The 21,422-nt window shown below is 67.1% G+C and carries 25 protein-coding genes; 22 read left to right on the top strand and 3 right to left on the bottom strand.

The window, feature by feature from the left end; genetic code table 11:
* The first annotated feature begins 32 nt into the window (after positions 1–32).
* The 22 genes from RBL05_RS13725 to RBL05_RS13625 all read left to right on the top strand — a co-directional run bounded on the left by RBL05_RS13725 (position 33) and on the right by RBL05_RS13625 (position 19,674).
* Entirely contained in the window at positions 33–596 is a 564-nt protein-coding gene (locus tag RBL05_RS13725) for a DUF4355 domain-containing protein (protein WP_308739002.1), read from the top strand.
* 31 nt (positions 597–627) lie between these two features.
* Positions 628–1,008: a hypothetical protein gene (locus RBL05_RS13720; protein ID WP_308739003.1), complete on the top strand. Its 381-nt coding sequence runs from the start codon at positions 628–630 to the stop codon at positions 1,006–1,008.
* 1 nt (position 1,009) lies between these two features.
* The gene (locus RBL05_RS13715) at positions 1,010–2,017 is read left to right on the top strand and encodes a major capsid protein (RefSeq protein ID WP_308739004.1); all 1,008 of its coding nucleotides are present in this window, start codon (positions 1,010–1,012) and stop codon (positions 2,015–2,017) included.
* On the top strand, positions 2,017–2,277 hold the full coding sequence (locus RBL05_RS13710; protein WP_308739005.1) for a hypothetical protein: 261 nt from the start codon (positions 2,017–2,019) through the stop codon (positions 2,275–2,277). Before RBL05_RS13715 ends, RBL05_RS13710 begins: the two co-directional genes overlap by 1 nt.
* Positions 2,278–2,291: 14 nt before the next feature.
* Positions 2,292–2,693, top strand: coding sequence for a hypothetical protein (locus RBL05_RS13705; protein ID WP_308739006.1), 402 nt, complete (start codon positions 2,292–2,294; stop codon positions 2,691–2,693).
* Complete coding sequence (locus tag RBL05_RS13700; protein WP_308739007.1) at positions 2,684–3,061, top strand: hypothetical protein; 378 nt, start codon at positions 2,684–2,686, stop codon at positions 3,059–3,061. Before RBL05_RS13705 ends, RBL05_RS13700 begins: the two co-directional genes overlap by 10 nt.
* Before the next feature lie 254 nt (positions 3,062–3,315).
* Complete coding sequence (locus tag RBL05_RS13695; protein WP_308739008.1) at positions 3,316–3,702, top strand: hypothetical protein; 387 nt, start codon at positions 3,316–3,318, stop codon at positions 3,700–3,702.
* Positions 3,702–3,890: a hypothetical protein gene (locus RBL05_RS13690; RefSeq protein WP_308739009.1), complete on the top strand. Its 189-nt coding sequence runs from the start codon at positions 3,702–3,704 to the stop codon at positions 3,888–3,890. The genes RBL05_RS13695 and RBL05_RS13690 overlap by 1 nt, the downstream gene beginning before the upstream one ends.
* Positions 3,887–4,483, top strand: coding sequence for a hypothetical protein (locus RBL05_RS13685; RefSeq protein WP_308739010.1), 597 nt, complete (start codon positions 3,887–3,889; stop codon positions 4,481–4,483). The genes RBL05_RS13690 and RBL05_RS13685 overlap by 4 nt, the downstream gene beginning before the upstream one ends.
* Before the next feature lie 159 nt (positions 4,484–4,642).
* Positions 4,643–5,029, top strand: a complete 387-nt coding sequence (locus RBL05_RS13680) for a hypothetical protein (protein ID WP_308739011.1) — start codon at positions 4,643–4,645, stop codon at positions 5,027–5,029.
* Positions 5,030–5,106: 77 nt separating this feature from the next.
* A complete protein-coding gene (locus tag RBL05_RS16945) occupies positions 5,107–5,445 on the top strand; it encodes a DUF5361 domain-containing protein (protein ID WP_412523767.1) in 339 nt (112 codons plus the stop codon).
* A 37-nt stretch (positions 5,446–5,482) separates the two neighbouring features.
* Positions 5,483–11,236: a peptidoglycan DD-metalloendopeptidase family protein gene (locus RBL05_RS13675; RefSeq protein WP_318603770.1), complete on the top strand. Its 5,754-nt coding sequence runs from the start codon at positions 5,483–5,485 to the stop codon at positions 11,234–11,236.
* A gap of 10 nt (positions 11,237–11,246) precedes the next feature.
* Positions 11,247–12,116 carry a phage distal tail protein gene (locus RBL05_RS13670; RefSeq protein ID WP_308739013.1) on the top strand — a complete coding sequence of 290 codons (870 nt, stop codon included), beginning with the start codon at positions 11,247–11,249 and terminating at the stop codon, positions 12,114–12,116.
* Complete coding sequence (locus RBL05_RS13665; RefSeq protein WP_308739014.1) at positions 12,116–13,228, top strand: Gp37-like protein; 1,113 nt, start codon at positions 12,116–12,118, stop codon at positions 13,226–13,228. The genes RBL05_RS13670 and RBL05_RS13665 overlap by 1 nt, the downstream gene beginning before the upstream one ends.
* 35 nt (positions 13,229–13,263) lie before the next feature.
* Positions 13,264–14,184: a hypothetical protein gene (locus RBL05_RS13660; protein WP_318603768.1), complete on the top strand. Its 921-nt coding sequence runs from the start codon at positions 13,264–13,266 to the stop codon at positions 14,182–14,184.
* On the top strand, positions 14,184–14,561 hold the full coding sequence (locus RBL05_RS13655; RefSeq protein WP_308739016.1) for a hypothetical protein: 378 nt from the start codon (positions 14,184–14,186) through the stop codon (positions 14,559–14,561). Before RBL05_RS13660 ends, RBL05_RS13655 begins: the two co-directional genes overlap by 1 nt.
* A complete protein-coding gene (locus RBL05_RS13650; RefSeq protein ID WP_308739017.1) occupies positions 14,561–15,340 on the top strand; it encodes a hypothetical protein in 780 nt (259 codons plus the stop codon). The genes RBL05_RS13655 and RBL05_RS13650 overlap by 1 nt, the downstream gene beginning before the upstream one ends.
* Before the next feature lie 64 nt (positions 15,341–15,404).
* Positions 15,405–16,541 (top strand): SGNH/GDSL hydrolase family protein, encoded by a 1,137-nt coding sequence (locus RBL05_RS13645; protein WP_318603764.1) that lies wholly within the window; start codon positions 15,405–15,407, stop codon positions 16,539–16,541.
* Between the two features lie 81 nt (positions 16,542–16,622).
* The gene (locus RBL05_RS13640) at positions 16,623–18,353 is read left to right on the top strand and encodes a peptidoglycan-binding protein (RefSeq protein ID WP_308739019.1); all 1,731 of its coding nucleotides are present in this window, start codon (positions 16,623–16,625) and stop codon (positions 18,351–18,353) included.
* A gap of 1 nt (position 18,354) precedes the next feature.
* A complete protein-coding gene (locus tag RBL05_RS13635; RefSeq protein WP_308739020.1) occupies positions 18,355–18,789 on the top strand; it encodes a hypothetical protein in 435 nt (144 codons plus the stop codon).
* Positions 18,782–19,207, top strand: coding sequence for a hypothetical protein (locus RBL05_RS13630; RefSeq protein WP_308739021.1), 426 nt, complete (start codon positions 18,782–18,784; stop codon positions 19,205–19,207). The genes RBL05_RS13635 and RBL05_RS13630 overlap by 8 nt, the downstream gene beginning before the upstream one ends.
* A complete protein-coding gene (locus tag RBL05_RS13625; protein ID WP_308739022.1) occupies positions 19,204–19,674 on the top strand; it encodes a hypothetical protein in 471 nt (156 codons plus the stop codon). Before RBL05_RS13630 ends, RBL05_RS13625 begins: the two co-directional genes overlap by 4 nt.
* A gap of 176 nt (positions 19,675–19,850) precedes the next feature.
* On the opposite strand, the gene RBL05_RS13620 is transcribed toward RBL05_RS13625, so the two are convergent.
* From RBL05_RS13620 to RBL05_RS13610, 3 genes are all read right to left on the bottom strand, one after another.
* Positions 19,851–20,069 carry a hypothetical protein gene (locus tag RBL05_RS13620; RefSeq protein ID WP_308739023.1) on the bottom strand — a complete coding sequence of 73 codons (219 nt, stop codon included), beginning with the start codon at positions 20,067–20,069 and terminating at the stop codon, positions 19,851–19,853.
* A 266-nt stretch (positions 20,070–20,335) separates the two neighbouring features.
* Positions 20,336–20,632: a hypothetical protein gene (locus RBL05_RS13615; protein WP_308739024.1), complete on the bottom strand. Its 297-nt coding sequence runs from the start codon at positions 20,630–20,632 to the stop codon at positions 20,336–20,338.
* 254 nt (positions 20,633–20,886) lie between these two features.
* Entirely contained in the window at positions 20,887–21,237 is a 351-nt protein-coding gene (locus RBL05_RS13610; RefSeq protein ID WP_308739025.1) for a hypothetical protein, read from the bottom strand.
* Positions 21,238–21,422 lie beyond the last annotated feature (185 nt).

Here is a 21,422-nt window from a genome sequence, read left to right as displayed (position 1 = left end):
CCTCCGCGATGGGGGCGTGAAAGGACTCCGCGATGGATCGCAACCTCATGAACCTCCTCGAGACCGTCGGCGCACTCCGGTACGCCGAGACCCCCGACGGGGATGGCGGCGGGGACCCGAAGTCTTCCGACGGCTCCGACGAGGAGGGGAATCCTCCCTCCGCCGACGACGATGCGGATGAGCCGCTCGGTGAGCCGGGGATGAAGGCGCTGAAGTCGGAGCGGCTCCGCGCCGCGCAGGCGAAGAAGCGCGCGGACGCGCTCGAGGCTCGGCTGAAGGAGATCGAGGACGCCGAGAAGACCGAGCTGCAGCGGGCGCAGGAGCGCATCGCCGAGCTCGAGAAGACCACCCAGGCTTACGAGGCCGAGAAGACCCGTGCGCAGATGCGCGCGTCGGTCCTGGCCTCGAAGAACGTGCCCAGCGAGTGGGCTGATTTCGTCACGGGCGACTCCGAGGACGAGATGAACCAGGCAGCGGACAGGATCCTCGCGAACCTGTCCAGCGCCGACCAGGGCCCCGCCCTGCGTCCGACTTCCGGTCAGCCCGGGGGCTCGGTCGAGGCGGGCCGTGAGGCCGCGAAGAGCTTCCGCCCCTGAACAACCCCACATCTCATAGGAAGGCCACCTCATGGCTATCAAGGACGAGGACCGCCGGGGAGTGTCGAGCCGCAAGGCGCTCGCGTCCCTGCTGGGTCTGGACACCGCAACCACCTTCAAGGCGACCGCCGACGTGAACGACGGGGCCGTCCCGGCACTGTCGCCGGTCGTGATTACCGCCGCGGGCGCCGCGACCGTCTACACCAAGGACGACGCCGCCCCGACCGTCGGCGAGACCGACCAGGTCGGCTTCACCGTCTCCGATCGCGTCACCGACGCGGACGGTGCGCTGAACGTCGCCGTGATGCGGCAGGCGCACGTGCGCAAGCCGCTCCTGTCCGCCGCGGCTCAGGCCGTCGTCGACGCTGCCCCCGCGGCCGCGCTGACCCACATCATCGTCGAGGAGGCCTGACATGGCGCTCAACACCAAGTACCTGACCCCGGCGGAGACGACCGGGTTCGTCCGTGGCCGGATCGAGTCGTACTCCGAGCAGGACGTGCTCTCGCAGATCCTCCCGGACGAGACGGTCGACAACATCGCCGTGCGCTTCAGCGTCGGCGACGCCGGCGTGACTCCCGAGGCCGAGGCCCGCGACTGGGACGCTCAGCCGTCCACCGGGGACCTGCCCAAGCAGGCCCGCCGCACGATCGACCTGGTCGCATTCTCCCGCCGCATCCCCGTGTCGGAGTCCGACGCGCTGATGTCCCGCCTCGCGGGCGGTGAGGGGTACGCGAACCTCATCAAGCGTGCCGGTGACTCCGTCGCGCAGGCGATCTTCAACGCGGCTCGCCGCCAGCGTGCGAACGTGCTCGCGACCGGCAAGGCCACCATCGACCAGGCGAACTTCGGTCTGGACGAGGACTTCGGCCGCGCCGCTGAGTTGACCGCGGCGCTCGCCCAGCTGGTGTCCGCTGCAGGCTCCGACGTGCTCGGGCCGCTCGGCGACTTCGTCGACATCTTCGAGGAGAAGTCCGGCGGCACCCGCCCCTCGTACGCGCTCGCGTCGACGAAGGCGATCAACGCGTTCCTCCGCCACGCGCAGTTCGCGTCGAAGGTCAACGACGTCACCCGCCCGGCGACCCTCGAGCAGGTCAACCAGGTGCTCCTGGCCTCCGACCTGCCCCAGCTGGTCCGCTACAACGGCAAGATCGGCCAGTCGCGTCTCCTGCCCGAGGATCGCCTGATCCTGGTGCCGGACTACGTCAGCGGTGGCGCTTCCGAGCTCGGCGCGACGATCTGGGGCCTCACCGAGTCCTCGTTCAAGCCCGAGTTCTCCGCCATCGGCGGTCAGCTGCCCGGCGCGGTCGCAGCCGTGTGGGACACCGAGGGCACCGCCGGCAAGACCGTGGTGGACGCCGACTCGACGTTCCTCCCGATCCTGAAGAACGCGAACCTGTCCGCGTCGCTGAAGGTGATCTGATGCCGCGCCTCACCGAGAACGTGCTGATCGGTGGACGGGTCCGCCTCGCCGGTGAGGACATCTCGGACGCGGACGCGAAGGGCGTCCGCTCCGAGGTGTTCGCCGGCAAGGGCGAGGCCCCCGCCGCTGAGGATCCCCAGCCGGAGCCCGAGGAGGAGAACGCCGCCTCTGACAAGGACGGCACCGCCAAGGAGGCCCCCGCCGCCGAGGAGCCCGCGAAGGCCTCGCGTGCGCGTGCGAAGGGTGCCTCCACCAAGTAAGGAGGTGCCCCGTCATGGCGGACATCATCGAGTGGGCCACCGAGACCGACCTCGAAGGAGCAGACCTCGAGGGGGTCACCGCGGCGTACGAGACGGCGCAGATGACGTACTGGCTGGGGCGAGCGAAGCGGGCGATCCTCGCAGAGGTGAAGCTACCCGTGCTCGCCGAACGAGTGCGGGCCGGGCTGGTCGACGAAGACGCCGCGAAGGACGTCCAGATCGACCTCGTGCTCGGGAAGTTCGCGAACCCCGGCGGTGTCCGCACCGTGCAGGAGTCGAACGGGCCCTCGTCGGGGTCGATCACGTATGGCGGTGACTCCCCCGGACAGCTCACCCTCACTGCCCAGCATCGCAAGATGCTCGGCGTCACGAGTGGGAGCCGCCGAGCCGCTGGGACGGTGGACACATGGCGCTGACCGTGACTGTTCACCCCGCCGGGACGGGCGGCGTGGACGAGATGGGCGACGAGATCGAGATCCCTGGTGAGCCGTACGTGCTCGAGGTGGAGTCGATCTACCCGACCACGTCGGATGAGCCTGGGGACCCGAACCGGTCCCTCGTCATCACTCGGCTCACGATCCTCGCCTCGGAGGGGGTGCGGGTCGGTGCTCACGACGAGCTCGAGGTCCCCGGCTACGAGGGCCGGTGGGGCGTCGTCGGCGAGGTCGCGATCTTCGATGAGCGGTCGAACCCGGCTCGACGTCGCGGGGTGCTCTGCCGTGGCCGGCGCCCCGGTCTCGACATCGGGTGCGTGCAGATCAACGTGGAGAAGGTGGCTGGCTGATGGCGCGACGCGTCGACGTGAAGCTGAACTCTCGTGAGATCGACAAACTGCTGAAGTCGAAGGGCGTGCGGGACGAGCTCGCTCGACGCACAAGGGCGGCGGCAAGGTCTGCGGGTCGCGGGTACGAGTCGACCGTCGAGGTTGGCCGAACTCGCGCCCTCGGCCGTGTCACGGCTGAGACTCCGGAGGCTGCTCGTGACAACGCACGGAACCACACCCTGATGCGGGTCCGTGACCAGTTGAGGGGGTGAGCGATGGGGTTCGCGAACGCGCAGGGGCTCATCAACGCTCACCTATCCGAGGCGACGGGGCTGCGCTGCGTCACCACGATCCCGACAACACGTCCTGAACGGTTCGTGCGAACGATCCGCACGGGCGGATACCTCGCGAACGGGGTCACGGACGTCGCTCGGCTCACGTTCGAGTGCTGGGCCGAGAAGAAGGTCGACGCGCAGTCAGATGCACAGCATGTGCGGGCCGCGGTGCTCGCCCTCCGCGGCGTCACTCTTTCCGGGGTCAAGGTGCATCGGGTCGAGGAGATCTCAGCCCCGATGGACTCTCCTGATCCCGATTCATCCACACCCCGCTATGTCCTCACCCATGAGGTGTACCTGCGGGGTACGTACAGGAAGGGCCAGTGATGGCTGACAGCAAGGTCAAGGCCGTCGTCTCCCACAACCAGGAGATCGGCGGGAAGAAGTACAAGGCCGGTGACTCGGTCACGCTCGACGCGCAGATCGCTCGAGTGATGGCGGGTCGCGGTTCGATCCAGATCCAGGACAAGGACGTCGCGAAGGTGGCGCCCGTGAGCAAGGAGGTCTCCAAGTGAGCGTTCCGATCACCACTGCCACGGAGGCGACGTGGCTCAACCCCGACAACGCGCGCATTTACGGTGGCGAGCTCGATTCCGTGTGGATCGGGGACCACGGCGCGGTCATGCCGGCCGATGACGACATCGTCATCCCCGAGAACCACGACAACGTGGGCTGGCTGTCCGAGGACGGCCTGAACTTCGCGCACAACGACAACGTGGAGACCTTCAACGGTCACCAGGGCGGTCGTGTCGTGCGGAAGAAGGTCACCACGAGCGAGGACACGTTCACGTTCACCGCGCTCGAGACGACCCTCCTCACCTTCGGGCTGATCCACGACATCAAGGAGCACACCACCACCGGTGGCGTGTCCCGCATCAAGGTGTCGGGCTCGAAGAAGTCGAACGACCGCCGCTCGTGGATCGTCGACAAGTGGGACGGCGACATCTGGTACCGCTACCTCATCCCCTCCGGGGAGACCGGTGAGCGGCCCGAGGAGGTCGCGTCCAACTCGGAGATCACGATGTACGAGCAGACCGTGACGGTGTACGGCGGCTACGACATCCTCACCAACGATCCCGCGATGGTCGCGGAGGTCGCCGGCGGCTGATCTGCCGCTACTCGATCCCGGAGCCCTCTCCACCTGTGGTGGCGGGGGCTTCTGCATGTCCGGTGCTGGGCGCGTGCGTGACGGTCCGCGCCCAGCACCACCTCCCTCCTTCATCCGACCGTCACGCACTCTCTCGACCGTCACGAAAGGACCGTCACCATGTCTGAGACCACCACCACGAAGACCACCGCCGAGAAGGCGAAGGCTGCGGGCGCGAAGTCCCCCGGCGACAAGAAGAAGGCCACCAGCGCGAAGGTCAAGGCGCTGCAGGCCGAGGCCGCGAAGGGCGACGTGATCGTCGAGGTCCGCGGCGAGTTGTTCACCGTCCACGTCGAGAAGTACCAGCAGCGCACCGTCGACGACTACGAGTTCATGGAGATGTCGCTGAAGGGCATGCTCCCCGTGATGCTCGACGAGCTTCTCGACAGCGGAGACCAGGAGAAGCTGAAGGATCTGGTCCGCGACAAAGAGACCAACCGTGTCGGCACCGAGCAGATGGGCGAGGTGTTCACCGAGCTGATGGAGGCGGCGGGTCAGGGAAACTGACCGGCCTCCTCTGGGTCCTCTCTGAGTTCCCGGAGGAGCTCGAGGCCGATCTCGCGGGCGAGTACGGCATCGATCTGGTGGACCTGTGGCGCGGCGGACTCACTCTCCGCCGCGTCGCGGTCCTCGCCACACAACTCCCCGCAGGGTCGCGGGTCTGGCAGGCGACGGGCGGTCCGAGGGCGTGGACCGACGAGTACCACGGCCTCCTCGCCGTCATGAACCGAGTCGAGCGGCTTGAGTGGCGGAAGACCGAGGACGGGTCGAAGGGGAAGAACCCCCCGCAGATGCAGGAACCGCCAGCGTTCGTCGGTGACGTGCAGGCGAAGGCGTCGACCGCGGACGCGAAGGCGCAGGAGTTCATGCGCCGGCAGCGGGCTATCGAAGCAAGACGACAGGTAGAGGGGCGCGCCGGGTAGCGGCGTTGCCTCCTCTCTGCATGCCAGGAGGTGCCCGATGGCCGTTGGAGGCAACCCCGTCATCGCGACCGCAGCCATCGGTCTGATCCCCACGATCCAGGGTGTGCGCGGCAACATCGGGTCGCAGCTCGCGGGGTCCGCGGTCATGTCGGAGACGTCTCGTGCCGGACAGTCGATCGGCTCGAAGCTCGGCTCGACGATCACGTCGTCGCTGAAGAGTGGGCTGAAGATCGGCGGGGTCGTCACTGGTGCGATCGCGGGGCTGACCCTCAAGGGCGGCATCAACCGTTCCCTCGGCATCGAGGACGCGCGGGCCATGATGTCCGGGCTCGGCCATGACACCGAGTCTGTCGAGAAGATCATGGGGAACGCCCTCGCCTCGGTTGAGGGGACCGCGTTCGGCCTCGACGCCGCAGCGACGTCTGCGGCCGGTGCAGTCGCGGCGGGCATCAAGCCGGGCGAGCAGCTCGAGCAGACGATGAAGACCGTCGCGAACGTCGCCGCTGGCGCGAAGGCGCCCATGGAGGAGATCGGCGGGATCTTCAACACGGTCGCTGCTGTCGGCACCGCGTACACCGGCGACATCAACATGATCGCCCAGCGCGGCATCCCGATCTGGCAGGCGCTCGGTGACCAGCTGGGCAAGTCCCAGGACGAGGTAAAGAAGATGGCCTCGAAGGGCGAGATCGACTTCGCCACCTTCGAGGAGGCCGCTCGTCAGGCGGCTGGCGGCGTCGCGACCGCGATGGGTGACACGACCCGCGGCTCGATAGCGAACATGCTCACGAGCTTCTCGAAGCTCGGCGCAGACGTGGTCACCCGCTTCCTGCCGATGGTGAAGGCCGGAGCAACGGGGATCCAGTCCGTCATCCAGGCTGTCACGAAGAAGCTCGGCCCCATCCTCGACCACCTGTTCGCGGGATTCACCCCCGCAGCAACGGCGGGCGTCGAGGGGTTCTTCGCGGGCATCGTGTCGTGGATCGAGAAGATCGACCCGCAGATCGTCATCGACTTCCTGACCCGCGTGGGCGACATCGGGAAGAACGTGTTCGGCGAACTGAAGGGCGGGATCACCGCTTTCGGTGCCGCCTGGCAGTACAACGACGGGGAGATCACCTCGTCCGGCTTCCCGGGGTTCATGGAGCGTGCCGGGTACATGGCGCGGCAGCTGTGGGACTCGGTCAAGCAGCTCGACTTCTCGTCGTTCTCGGGGTTCCTCGACTCGCTCGGCGGGCTCGGTTCCAAGGGTGTGGATGGGCTCGGTGGCGCGTTCTCGTCCATCGGTGGGTCGCTTTCCCAGATGGCGCAGGCGTCCCCGACTCTGCTCGCGTCTGGGCTCGAGCTTCTCGGTTCCGCGATGGGGTTCCTCGCGGATCATTCCGACACGGTCGTGAAGCTGCTCCCCTATCTCGTGGCAGGGTTCGCTGCCTACAAGGTCGCCACGCAGGGGGTGACCGCGGCTGTCACTGCGCAGCGTGCGGCTGACATCGCCACCCTGCCCACGCAGATCCTCCGCAACGTGACGTCGCTGGCGTCTGCTGTTGCCCGCAACCAGGCGACCATGGCTGAGATCCGTCTCACCGCCGCGACCAATGCGAACGCGGCGACGACGACTCGGGCGACGATCGCGGAGCGTGCGCGGACGATCGCGACGAAGGCCGGCGCGATCGCGTCGAAGGCCGCGGCTGTGGCGACTCGTCTGCTCGGCGCGGCGATCCGCTTCGCGACCGGGCCGATCGGCCTGATCCTCACGGGGATCACGCTGCTGGTCGCTGGACTGGTCTGGTTCTTCACGAAGACCGAGACTGGCAAGGCGATCTGGGAGTCCGTGTGGACCGCGATCAAGAACGCCGCCGCATCGGTCGTGGACTGGTTCACCGGCACGGCGCTCCCCTACCTGCAGGCTGCGTGGGACGGTATCGCCGCGGGCGCTCTGTGGCTGTACAACTCGGCGATCGTCCCGGCGTGGAACGGGATCAAGACCGCGATCGCGGTGGTCGGTGACTGGGTCACGGGCACGCTGTGGCCTGCTCTGCAGACGGCGTGGTCGGCGATCGGTGCGGCCGCGATGTGGCTGTGGCAGAACGTGATGCAGCCTGCGTGGCAGGGCATCAAGACAGTCATCGCGGTCGTCGTGACCGCGGTGCTGGTCTACATCGACCTGCTGAAGTGGTACTTCAGCAACGTCATCGCGCCGGTCGCGCTGTGGCTCTACAACAACGTGATGGTGCCCGTTTGGAACGGGATCAAGGCCGTGATCGGGGCGGTCGCTGGCTGGATCGTCGGCACGGCCTGGCCGCTGATCAAGCGGGCGTGGGACGCGATCGCCGGCGCGGCGCTGTGGCTGTGGAACTCGGCCCTGAAGCCGGCGTGGGCCGGGATCCAGGCCGCGATCTCTGCGGTCGTGAACTGGCTGATCGCTGCCGCGTGGCCGATCATCCAGCGCGTCATCGGCTGGATCGGGAAGTTCTTCGGAGCTCTGAAGATCGCGATCGGCATCTACTGGAACGCGATCAAGGGCTCGATCAACACGGTCGTGTCCTGGTTCCAGAACACGGCCTGGCCGCTGATCAGCAAGGTCATCGGCTGGCTGAAGATGTCCTTCGAGGGCTGGAAGCTGATCGCGCAGACCGTGTGGAAGGCCGTGAAGACGGCTGTGAACACGGTCGTGGCCTGGTTCCGGGATACGGCGTGGCCGATTGTCTCGAACGTGATCGGGAAGCTGAAGTCGGGCTTCAACACGATGCGCGACTCGATCAAGGCGTCGTGGAAGTTCATCCAGGACAAGGTGATCGCGCCGGTCGCGAACTGGTTCCGCGACACGATCAAGCCGATGTTCGACCGGGTGACCGGTGGCGTGAAGGACGCGTTCACCAGTCTCCGTGACTCGGTGAAGAAGTCGTGGGAGAAGATCCGGGATACTGCGAAGGCTCCGATCAAGTTCGTCGTCCAGGACATCATCCGCGACGGGATCGTGAAGAAGTACAACACGGTCGCGGGCACGTTCGGTGTCGGCACGATCGACGAGAAGAAGTTCACGGTCGGCTGGTCTTCTGGTGGCTACACGGGCCCGGGGTCGAAGTACACGCCTGCGGGCATCGTCCATGCTGACGAGTACGTGATCCGGAAGGAGTCGCAGAACGATCTGGCGCGGCGCGCGCCGGGCTTCCTCGATTCGCTGAACCGTCACGGCGCGAGGGCCCTCGGCTACGCGTCGGGCGGCCTCGTGAAGCTGCGGATGCCGTTCGCCGGCAGCTACCCGCGGGGCGACGGCTTCGGAGCTCGTGGTGGCAGGCACAAGGGCATCGACTGGCCGATGCCTTCGGGAGCGATCCTGAAGGCTGTGGGTGCCGGGCACATCCGGCACACGCGCAACGCGAACGCGGGCAACAAGCTCGAGCTGGTGCTCGGGAACGGGCTCGTCGCGGGCTACCACCACCTGTCGCAGTACATCGCGAAGGCGGGCTCGTCGGTCGGTCGTGGCGCGGATGTTGCGCGGGTCGGTTCGACCGGCCGCTCGTCCGGTCCGCACCTCCACTTCTCGCTGAAGAAGGACGGGCGCTACGTCGACCCGGCCCCGTACCTCGGTGCGGGCGGCGAGTCTGGCTCCGGCGGTGGTGGCGGGATGCTGAACCCGTTCGCTGGCCTGTGGAAGTCGCTGAAGGAGAAGACCCGCAAGGGCGTCGGTGACTCGCCGCTGGGCGACATGCTGTTCGAGGTGCCGCAGAAGCTGATCGGTGGCGCGGTCGACTGGGCGTCGAAGAAGATCTCCGAGCTCGGCGACTGGGGCATGGAGCAGATCGACAGCGCTGGTCGCGCTGTGAAGACTGCCCGCTGGCTGCCAGTGGCGAAGAAGGCTCTGTCCATGGAGGGCGAGCTTTCCGAGTCGAATCTCAACTCCCTCATGCGCCGCATGAACCAGGAGTCGGGGTTCAATCCGCGGGCGATTAACAACTGGGACTCGAACGCGAAGAAGGGCACTCCTTCTAAGGGCCTGATGCAGGTCATCGACCCGACGTTCCGTGCGTACGCCCGTCCGGGGTACGACAAGAACATCTGGGACCCGCTGAGCAACATCCTCGCCTCGATCCGATACGCGCGCGCCGCGTACGGGTCGCCGGCACGAGGTTGGAACCGCAAGGGCGGCTACGCGGATGGTGGCTGGACCGGGCCCGGAAGCAAGTACCAGCCCGCGGGTGTGGTGCATGCGGACGAGTTCGTGGTGCAGAAGTCGTCCCGGCGGTCGATTGAGTCGGCTCGTCCGGGGCTGCTGGATGCGCTGAACCGGTACGGCGCGAGAGCGCTGGCCGGGTATGCGTCCGGGGGCCTGGTCGGGTATGCGTCCGGTGGGAAGGTGTCGCCGAACGCGAAGATCGGCTCGTCGAAGGTGACCGTCATTCTGGACGGGCTTCTCGGGACCGAGAAGCAGGTGAAGACCGCGGCGGGGAAGCTCGCCGACGGGATCACGAAGACGTTCAACGACCGGTTCAAGGCGAACCAGAAGCAGACGGTCGATCGACTGTCTGACTCGCTGAAGGCGCTGAAGAACCAGGCGTCCCAGCTGAACAAAACGGTGTCCGCGAAGACGTCGTCGGCGAAGAAGTCCACGGTCAACCGACTGTCGGACGACCTCGCTGATCTTCGGAAGAAGGCGAAGGCCCTCGACTCGAAGAAGCAGGCGAAGCAGCTCGCGCAGGTGCGGAAGCAGATCGAGTCGACCCAGTCCGCGCTCACGAAGGCGCGGCGCGGCGACTACTCGGCTGCGGCGTCTGCGACGGCGGCGAAGCTGAAGGACGTCCAGAAGCAGATCGCATCGACGGAAGCGGCGCTGAAGCAGGCGCGTCGGGGTAACACCTCGGCCGCGGCGACGAAGGCCGCTGATGCGTTCTTCACGAAGTACGCATCGTCGGCGACGACGAAGCTGCAGAACCTCGCGAAGCAGTCGGACACTCTGACGGCGAAGCTGAAGAACGCGAAGGCGGCGCTGACCGAGGCGACGAAGGTGCGGGACGACTACGCGTCGTCGCTCACCGAGAAGTTCGCCGGCGGGTATGCGCTCACGGCCGAGTCGGCGACCACGGGGATCGAGACGATCATCCGGGGATTCCGCAACTCGGCGGCGACAGTGAAGACCTTCACCGGGCAGCTGAGTGAGCTGCAGTCGAAGGGCCTGTCGAAGGGGCTGATCGATCAGATCGCTCAGCTCGGAGCTGCGGACGGGGCGAAGGTCGCGAAGAACCTCCTGTCGGGGTCCGATTCGCAGATCAAGGCGATCACGAAGCAGTACAACGCCCTCAACAGTGCGTCGTCGAAGTCGGGGACGGTCCTCGGTCAGCAGATGCATCAGGCCGGCGTGGACTCTGCGAAGGGTCTCGTGCGCGGGCTTGAGTCGCAGCTGAAGAACGTCGAGAAGGCGTCGGAGAACCTCGCGAACCGGGTCATCTTCACGGTCCGGTCGAAGCTCAAGATCAAGTCGCCTTCGCGGGTGATGAAGGCGCTCGGTGGGTTCACCGGGGAGGGCTTCCAGGTCGGTGTCGAGGGGATGGTCCCGGCGGTGCAGTCGTCGCTCGAGTCGCTGGTGACGCCGCCGGACCTGGCGGGGCTCCGGGAGATGGGGCGCGCGGACATCCGTCCGCAAGTCCCGTCTGTCGCGGCGTCGGCGGGCATGGGTGCTGGGTCGGAGGAGCGTCCGGCGATCCAGATCAACGGCGGTGTCCACGGCTACACGGCTGAGGACGTTGCCCGGGAGATCGAGAAGCGGCAGAAGCGCCAGATGGCGCTGTACGCGTGAGGAGGGGCTGATGGATTGGTCGGACTCTCCGATCGTGTCGCTGTCTCGGAACGGTGAGACGTTCACGCTGGGGCGGGGCCCGGATGATCCGGTGCTGCATCTGTATGGCAGCACGGGTCTGGGTCTCGCCCCGGTGGACATCGCGTCGAAGGACCGGATCACCGGGGACGGCAGCATCGTGCGTGGTGTCCGGTATAGGGCGCGGGAGGTGTACCTCCCTCTGCTGATGGAGGCGGACTCGGTCGCGGGTCTGTCCGTGATGCGGCGGGAGTTGAACAGGCTTCTCGCGCCCCACCTCGGGCCGGTGGAGATCCGGATCGAGGATCCCGCATCGGGCACGGATCGGATGATCCGCGGCTACTACCGGGAGGGGCTGGACGGGGACTTCGGTGACGGGTTCCACGGGTCGTGGCAGACGCTCGGGCTGACGTTCGAGTGTCCGGATTCGTGGTGGCTGGGGCCGGAGCAGACGGTCGAGCTGCGCGTGAACCCGGGCAGCAAGCCGTTCCTGTCTGACACGTCGCCGTTCTTCCCGGTGATCCTGGCGCAGTCTGTTGTGCAGGGCCGGTTCGACGTGACGATCGAGGGTGACGGCCCGGTGTGGCCGGCGTGGGAGGTGCTGGGTCCGGGAACGGATCTGGTGATCGCACGCGGCACGGACCGGATCGAGATCGCGGGCAGCTTCTCCCCGACCTCGCCGGTGCTGATCGATACGGCGGCGGGCCGGATCACTCCTGACCGGTGGTCGGATACGAGCCTGCGGTCGCGCCTGTTCTCTCTGGATCCGGGGCAGCAGTCGCTCACTGTCACGCTCGTGTCGGCGACTCCGGCGACGCTCGTCCGGCTCACGTATCGCGAGCGCTACCTCGAGGGGGTCTGATGTCGCTGGTCGTTTGGGCGGTCGACCCTCAGCGGGTGCGGCGCGGGCATCTCGTCGTCACGGAGTGCACGGCAGTCCTGCGGGACGCGGACGTGGGCACGTTCCAGATCACGGTCCCCTCCGGTGATCCGCTGTCGCAGCGGGTCGGGCCGGGATGGCGGGTCATCATCCAGGACTCCGGGGTGACGGTCCTGTCGGGGCCGGTCACGGAGATCAGCGAGGACACGCAGTCCCGGGACCGGACTCTGACTGGGGAGTCGGATCTGGTGCATGTGCGTGACCGGCTCCTCCTCGGCGACCCGACGAAGATCTGGACGCAGCAGACGGCCGAGGGGAAGTACACCCGGTCCGGTCCTGCTGAGACGGTGATCCGCGACATCGTGCACGCGAACGTCGGCACGGGCGCGGTCACGGCGCGCCAGCAGGACGGGTTCACGGTCGCCACCTCGCAGGGTCGAGGCAAGACGGTGAAGGTCAACGACCGCGACAAGCCGATCCTCGACGTGATCAAGCCGCTCGCCCGCACGGGCGGCGTCACATTCGATGCGGTGCAGGAGGACGACAACCGGATCGTGTTCCGGTTCCGCACCCCCACCGACAGGTCCCGCAGCGTGCGGTTCACGGAGCAGAACGGTGGCCTCGACGAGGGGTCCTACGTCATGTCTGCCCCGACCGTGAACGCGGCGATGGCGGCAGGGCAGGGCACGGGGACCTACCTCAACCGACGCGAGTACCTCCGGTCCACGTGGTGGGGCCGGCGGGTCGAGGAGTTCGTGGACCAGACGTCCACGGATGACGACCCGGAGATCAAGCAGGCAGCGGACGAGTTGCTGGATGAAGGGCGTGAGGGTGCGTCCGCGTCGATCACAGCGCAGGAAGTGCCTGGGCTCCGCTTCGGCACGGACTACTGGCTCGGCGACACCGTGACGGTCGAGTTCGACTCGGCAACGGTGTCTGAGCCTGTGCGGCAGGTCGAGTTGACGTGGGACGGGCACGGGCGGACTGCGGCCCTGTCTTTGGGGGATCACGATTCGGCGGACGACCGCACCCCTAAGTGGGTTAAGAAAATCAAGAAGCTTGACGCGCGTACGCGTAGATTGGAGGTGCGGTGATGGCTGAAGAGTCTTTCCCCATGCGGGATAAGCCGATGACTGACGAGCAGTGGAAGCAGGTCACGCTCGGCATCGGTAGCGGAGTGTTGAATGAGGGCGGCGACCCGTACCGGCTCACGAACATCAACAACGCCACGAACCAGGTCACGGTCAATGTTTCGACCCAGACGGGTTTGGCGCAGGCGATTGTGGCCGGGTTCTATCACCGCATCGACGCACCGGTCGTGCTCGATATCCCTGCGGTGACCGCTGCTACGACCTATTGGATCATGCTGGAATACTCGCCTCTTCGGCTGGAAACGTCGAAGCCGCCTGTCCAGTTGAAGGTCGTGACGGCTCTGGACCAGTCGCAGGGGAAGCAGTACCTCGTTCTCCACAAGATTTCCCGGAAGCCGAACGAGTTGCTGACGAATGCGGTGTTCCTTTCCGTGAAGCCTCGTATCGCGCCGACGTTGCAGGTGCGGGACGGGTCGGAGCTGCCGGAGCCTGAGACCGTCATTCGCGGCACGGTCGCGGTGGTTCACGGCGACTACCCGGACATCAGGATTGCGAAGCAGGACGCGGGCCAGCCGGTCGCGTGGGTGTCGCTCCTGTCGGGGAAGTGGCAGACACTTCCCGACCTAGCGAACACCACCAACTTCTCTGGGAGCCCGAAGCAGTTCCGCCGAGTGGGGACCACTCGTTATTTGCGAGGCCAGTTCTATCGCTCTAATGGCTCCCACACCGCGTACAGCGCATCGGGTGGAGGCTATACCGTGGCGCACTTGGATGCAGCGGACCTCCCGAAGCGCGGCATGCGGTTCCCCATCGTCCCTGTCGAGCAGAGCACTGGTAATGGCGTTGACGCTGCCGGTTATATCGTTGTTTCGGCAACGAACAACGATATCCGCCTCTACATGACCAGGGGCACGTGTGGACGAATCGACATGGGTCAGATCAGTTGGGACGTGGACTGATGACGAGCTTTGACGACATGACGACTGACGATTTGCGGGCGGCGTGCGAAGAGATGCGGGCCGAGATTAGCCGTCGCGAGGCTGAGGTCGAGGCGCGGGCGACGGTTGTGGCTGCTGTGGAGGAGTACGCGGCGTTGCGTGGCGTGAGTGTTCTCGCGGCGTGGCGGGCACTCGTGCCTGAGGGTGTGCAGGTGCCCGACGAGCCCGAGCCGGAGCCGATCCCTGACGCGCCCGAATACAAGCAGCCGACTGGCGCGCACGACGCATACCGGGTCGGGGATCGCGTCACTTTCCAGGGCCGCGTGTACGAGGCCGTAATCAACGCAGTCGTGTGGTCGCCTCTCGCGTACCCGCAGGCATGGAAGGAGGTCCGCTAATGGCATGGTTTGATGAGTTCAACCTTCCCAGCGCGACGATTGACGGCTATTTCGGGTTCATCAATGCTGACGGCCCGGACGATGACGATTCCCCCGATGTCGTTGTCGCTAACGGCACGGTCACATTCACGGCGACGACTGAGGCGGCGCGTGTCGACGGGGCGTGGCTGGGCATCCAGCCGGTCACGGCACAGATTTTCGAGGGCAGTATCATTGTCTCGGAAGAGGACCCGCGTCCCGTGCGTCTCCTCGCCACGGACGCACCTATCGGGGTCTCTGATTGGGCGTGGACGGCAAAGTTCGACCTGGACGGGTTCACGCTCGCGCCGCTCACGTTCCGCGCACCCCGCGACACAACCGTCAACCTCACCGCCGACCTCATCCCGATCAAGTCCCAGCCCTACCAGGTCATTGAGGGCGCGTCCATCGTGGACGCCGAGGTTGATGACGCTGGCCACATGCGGTTCGAGCTGTCAGACGGCACGTTTACGCAGTGGGTTGGCATCCCCAACGGCGAACAGGGCATCCAGGGTGAGCGCGGCGAGAAGGGCGACAGTGGCGCTGACGGCGTTTCCGCAACTATCACGATGGGGTCGGTCACCGCTGGCGCCACTGCCGACATGTGGATGACCGGCACACCCCAGGCGCGCGAACTGCACGCAGTCCTCCCCCGAGGCCAGAAAGGGGACCGGGGTGAGCAGGGCTTGCGCGGACCCGCTGGCGCATCCATTACCCGCACCGCACCCGGTGTCTTCACTGTCGAGGAGGTGGTCGCGTGACCGAGATTCACGCATTCGACCCCGACGGCACCCCGTCCCCCGGGCGCAGGCCGCGCTTGACGGAGTGGCCGCGACTATCCCCGACGCGACCACCGGCCAGCGCGGCATGATGACCGCGCAGGCAGTGCAGGACCTTGCCCGCCTGTCCACCACGCCCCTGTCCCGACGTGCGCTGCAAGGTGCGCTCAGACAGCAGCGCACTACCGGCGTCAGCGTGATCTTTGCCGGGTCGTCCACCATCCAGGGCCACCAGGCCACATCCACGGACCGCCGCCCCGCGCAGAGGATCAGCAGCTACCTCACCTCTCGCCCCGCCCAGACCGCCGTATCCGGTAGCGCCCCGACAAACGGGGTGCAGGTGTGGGCTTGGGGCATCGGCGGCTCCACGAGCGCCAACTACCTCACTTCGGCGCACTACACGGCGGTTGGGTCGATTAAGCCGGTTCTCATGGTGCACATGGTCGGCTCCAATGACTGGTCCGGCAGCCGAACCCCGGCGCAGTATGAGACGTCGATGCGTAGCCACCTCTCCGCGCTCAAGGCCGCGTCCCCGGACACGGTGCACCTCCTGGTCGGGCAGCATCAGCGGAACAGCCCGGCGACCGGCTCGCACCCGTGGGAGGACTACACGGCGGCTCTCCGCACCCTCGCCGAGGAGGATCCCGGGCGTGTCGAGTTCCTTGACCTGTGGCCCCGGTACGCCGTGATCGGCATTCCCGGCGCGGACCCGTGGGGGTGGCTCCATAGCGACGGCATCCACCTCACCGACGGGTCCTACAAGGTTCTCGCCGACTGGCTCGCCGAGCACCTTGGCATCCCCACGCCGTCCGGCGCGGCCGAGTTGTACGGGGGCACCCTCATAGGCGGGGCGAACAGGAACAGCGGCGACGTGATCTTGTCGGCCACAGTCCCCGCGAGGCCGTACCCGCGCCAGGGGATTGTCCAGGGAACGGTCTTTGCGCGGAAGCGCGCAGCGGGGTCCGAGATGCGCCTCAAGGTCGGCAGCGAAACACTGGTCGTCCGCCCCACAATCCCGGCTGATGCCAGCATCGACGGAATCTCCCCGCCGCTTGTCCACCGGGTCGTTGTCCCAGCGCACGAGGAGATGACCGTGCAGGTAATCCACGCCGTGAATGACGCCGCCTATTACACGACCAACCCGGACTGGGGGAATCTCGCCGTGCATATCTCGGCGTGCTGACCCCCTACCCCTCTCCTAGCCCCTCGCCACACGGCAGGGGCTTTTCTCATGCCCGCACACCGGGCGGAACAGGAGCGCCACATGGCCCTGCTGACACTCTCCCGCAACGACAAGCGCCTGGTCGACCTCCCCACCTCCTGGTCGAACGCGGGCCGTCACGAGCAGCTACAGCGCGAGGCAGCGGAGTCGTTCTCCAACCTGATCGCCCTCGCCGTCGCGAAGAGCGGCGCGAACTTCCAGCTGTACGACGCGCTGCGCCCGATCGAGGAGCAGATCGCGATGCTGCAGCGGAACTATCGCCGCGTCTCCCGCGCGAGGTCGAAGTCGTCGGATCGGACGTGGGACGGGTCGACGTGGGAGCGGCGTCCCGGCCGCCCGAGCACTGCCTCGCCCGGATGGTCCAACCACGGCTCCGGCCTCGCGGTCGACATCCATCCCGGCCCGATCCAGGAGATCTTCAAGAGCGACGGGCCCGCCTGGGGCTGGTCCTGGGAGGAGGGCCAGGAGAACGGCGAGTCGTGGCACTTCGTCTACGTCGGCGGGAACCGCTACGCCTCTCGGGGCTGGCTCGATCACGCCTGGGTGCAGAAGGTCGTCGGCGCGGACGTGGACGGGAAGATCGGCACCGGCACCGTCAAGCTGATCAAGGCCTGGCAGAAGGCTCACGGCCTCGAGGCGGACGGCATCGTCGGCCCCGGCACGAAGAAGGCGATGCTGGGAAAAGGTGACGCCGCTCCGGCCGCCCCGGCGGCGCCCGAGGGCGGCACCAACGCCCCTGCACCCGAGCGCGCCCACCTCGGCCCGGCCGACGACGGCGTCTTCCCGTGGGCCGACTCCACCACCCAGTTCTGGGACAGCAAGTACCCGACCCAGACCTACGCTGGCGGGAAGCCGATCGGGCTGATGCACTCCACCGAGACCGGCACCTGGCCCGGCTACGGGGCTGGCTCGTCCGCCCCGCACCTCACGGTCCGGTTCGACCCGAAGGCGCGGACGATCTCGGCGCGGCAGCACTTCTCCACCACTCGCCCCTCCCGGGCGCTCGTGAACAAGGCCGGCGGCGTCCAGACCAACAACGCCCGCGTGTTCCAGATCGAGCTGATCGGCTCCTGTGACCGTGACTTCGCCACGAGGCACGGCTACCCGTTCCTCCCCGACCTCCTAGACGAGGTATGGGCGCGCGACGCGCTCGCAGGGGTCCTCGCCGCGGTCGCGGAGTCCCTGGACATCCCGCTGACGACGTCGGTCTCCTGGAAGGCGTACCCGGGTTCCTACGGGGAGAAGGCCGGGCAGCGCCTGTCCGGCAAGCAGTGGGAGGAGTACACCGGCTGGCTGGGCCACCAGCACGCCCCGGAGAACGACCACGGCGACCCCGGGGACATTCCCATCGCCGACGTGCTCGCGGCGGCGCGAGGCGGCGTCCCGGCCCCGATCGTTCCATCCCCCTCCACCCCCTCGACGGGCGGGAAGCTGCCCGAAGGAAAGGAGCTCTTCGTGAAGCTCACCGACTGCCCAGACTTCCCCCTCCTCCGCACCCCCGACCACCTGTGCTACTACGGCGACGAGGACAAGCAGGAGTCCGTGTCCGGGAAGGTGCCCAACAGCCTTGTCCCCGGCGAGATCGTCGGGTCCGGCAAGTCGTCCGGCGCGCAGGGCCTGAAGCGCTGGCAGGCGAAGGCCGGCATCACGGCCGACGGCCGGTTCGGGGCGAAGACCAAGGCGAAGGTCAAGGCCGTCCAGAAGAAGGCCGGCCTCAAGGTCGACGGCCAGCTCGGCCCCGTGACGTGGTACGGGCTCTGGCTGGTGAGCTGACATGCTCTCCTCCCCGTACCCCGTCCCTCGGCTCACGGCCTGGACCGTCCCGATGCTGCTCGGCGCGTTGCAGGGCCTCGGTGCGGGGACGTGGGTGCTCGTGTCCCCGCCCCGCTCCTACGAGGGGATCGGCCTCGCGCTCACGTTCGCGTGGGGCACGATGCTGATCGTCGGCTCGCTCCTGATCCTCGTCGCGCACCTCATCCGCGTGCACCAGGTGGAGCTACCAGGTCTTGCCTTCGCGCTCGGCGGCATCCTCACCTACGTCTACCTCTCGTGGGAGCAAACGTTCGGCGACTCGCCGGGATCGGGGCCGCGGGCCCTGCTCCTCGGCTGGCTGCTGTGCTTCCTCCTGACCCGCCTGGTTCTGCTGGTCTACGTCGACTACCAGGCGCGGGCGCGCAAGGAACGACAGGGAGAGGCGGCAGATGGCTGACAACCCGATCGTCGCCCTGATCATCGCGGCGATGTCCGGCGGTGGCATCGCCGCGATCATCGGCGCGGTCGCATCGTGGCGCAAGGGCGTGCGCGAGCAGGACGTCGCCGAGGACCAGAACGCGCTTCAGGGCTACAAGGATCTCGCCGAGGAGCGCCGGCAAGACCTCGTCCAGTACAAGGCGGACATGGCCGAGCTCCGCGCCGACATGCGCGCCAAGGACCAGGAGAACGAGACCCGCTTCAAGCGGATCGAGTCCGAGCTTTCCGTCGAGCGGTCCACGCGCTGGGCGGCGGTGCAGTACGCCCGTGATCTCGTCGCGCTGATCGCCCGCCGGCTCCCCGGCGTCTCGATCCCCGTCCCGCCGGACTCCCTCGCCGACCACATCATCATCCCGTCCGGAAAGGACTCCCTATGAACGACGCCATCACGACCGCCACCGAGCTCACCCCCATCGGTGCGGTGCTCGTCCTCGCCGCACTCGCGCAGGTCGCCATCGTCCAGATCGCCAAGGACCGCTCCTGGTCGAAGGCCCGGGCGCAGCGCGTCTCCGCGATCGTCGCCGCCGTGCTCGGCCTCGCGGCCGCGATCGTGCTCGGCATGATCACCGGCATCCCCGACTCCGTGGTCCAGATCGTCTCCACGATCCTGCTGTCCATCGCCGCGGTCGCCGTGCTCGGCCAGGCCCTCTACAAGGGCCTCGGCTACGCGATCCCCGACGGACGCCCCGAACCGCCGGCAGCATCCGGCGACGTGCACGTGACCGTCAACGCCACCGAGGACCCCGAGGCGATCGCCCGAGCCCTCAACGCCGAGCAGCTGCGGCACGGTCGCCGCGCTGACCGCGACGGCGTGCCGGACGGGAAGGACACCCCCGATGCCTGACCTGCACTGGCAGTGCCGGGAGTGCACCACCCTGTGGGCGTCCGAGCACGCCCGAGACGAGTGCGAGCGGATCGACCGAGCCGAAGACCGGGACGCGCGCCGAGCGAGATGACGACGATGAGAACGCCCCCACCTGGCCTACACGGCCGGGTGGGGGCGCTTTCGTGCGTCAAGGACTACTTCTCGGCGCGAGCCTGCAGGAGCTCTCGGAGGTCTTCAAGCCTCTCGCACGCGTCACTCGTAGCGAAGTGCTCCTCGATATCCTCGAGGTCTTCTAGGAACCCGTCGAGGCCGGAGCTGATGCCCTTCTCATACCGGACACCGACACTGGCCCCGTGGAGGCGGTAGTACGCCGGGAAGATGTCCGGGTGGAGGATTCGGACGAGGTCGTTCACCCCGAACCGACGCTCACTCCCCCTTCTCGCTTGATGCGCAGTTGCGCCCCGATCGTCTGGGATCAGGCCTGGATGCGCCTTCTTCAGCTGCGACAGGTCGCTGAAGATCGGGTCACGAGTGAGTGCTGCTCGCACAAGGTGGAAGGCCGAGTAGAAGTAGCAGACCGCTCCCCAGCTGTCCGGCCCGCTCGAGTGCAGCGCATCGCCGACACGCTTGTGGTATCGGGAACGCTCGACGTGCTCAGAGATCGTGAGCGGCGGGCCCGTCATACGACAGCGAGATCGAACTGCGCCTCAGCCAGGGCGCGTGCTTCCTCGTGCTCCGAGAAGATGAACGTGAAGGACACATCTTCCTTCTCGAACATCGGGTAGACGTTGCTCATCATCGTGCGGATGACTTCGTGCTGGGAGGAGCGCGAATCGTTCAGCAGGTCGATGTCGAAGACGACTTCGTGCGTGTCCTGGTTGATCGACGCCGAAAGATCCCGGAAGGTCGACCGGCTGAAGGCATGCTCAACCATCGTCCCGATCGAGTCGATGAGATTCTGAGCATCGTTGGACATCAACAGCTCCTTTTGTAGCTTCGGCGATGTGGGCGGTTATCCACAAGGACGCTTCCGGCATCCACACCGTCCCGTTAGTGTGCCACACGAAGCGGGGTGCTCGTCGGCCATATGTGGTAGGCCTCCCAGCGAGCCCGCCACCTGCACGAACGTTCCAGTTGGCGCGGCGGCGACCACCTCCACAGCCTACCGATGCACATCCTGGTGGTGTCGTCTGCCAGAACTACATGCATGTAGTTATCCACAGCACGACCCTAGCGTCGGCCGGGGTTCGCTTCCCTCCATGCCAGCATCCACACCTCGTCGTACCGGCGCGCGGCGGGGCGGGGCCGCGCGGTACGGAGGTCGACGTGCTCGAGCAGCCACGCGAGGACGTGCTCTTCGAGCTCTGCGCGTCGCCCGACCCAGTCCGCGGAGTCGATCAGCAGCTCGGCGTCGCCGGCGCGGACCCGGATCGAGTGCTCGGGGAGGGTCGGGTCGAGCTCGGCGTGGGCGACGTCGACGCGCGGGCCGATGAGCGCGAGGCGGTACCGGATCGCGATGCCGTGGATCGTCTGCACGGCGCGCTGGTGCGCGAAGTAGAGCTCGTGCCCGGTGGTGTCCATGGGAGGGAGTGTGCCAGCGCACTCCGACACCTCTGCTAGGTCTGGGCTACACCTGGGCTGAGACTGGACGGAAAGCGGTCGTGACCTGCGGCGATGCTGTAGACTGGGTGCCGCAACAACCTAATAGAGCGTCCCCGCAACGGCGGCAACCGTCCGGGGACATGGACCGACTGCAAGGGAGTCGA

The organism is Brachybacterium sp. GU-2, assembly GCF_030866705.2.
Classification (GTDB): domain Bacteria; phylum Actinomycetota; class Actinomycetes; order Actinomycetales; family Dermabacteraceae; genus Brachybacterium; species Brachybacterium conglomeratum.
Note: the sequence above shows the minus strand (reverse complement) of the source record. Positions and strands in the feature narration are given on the sequence as shown.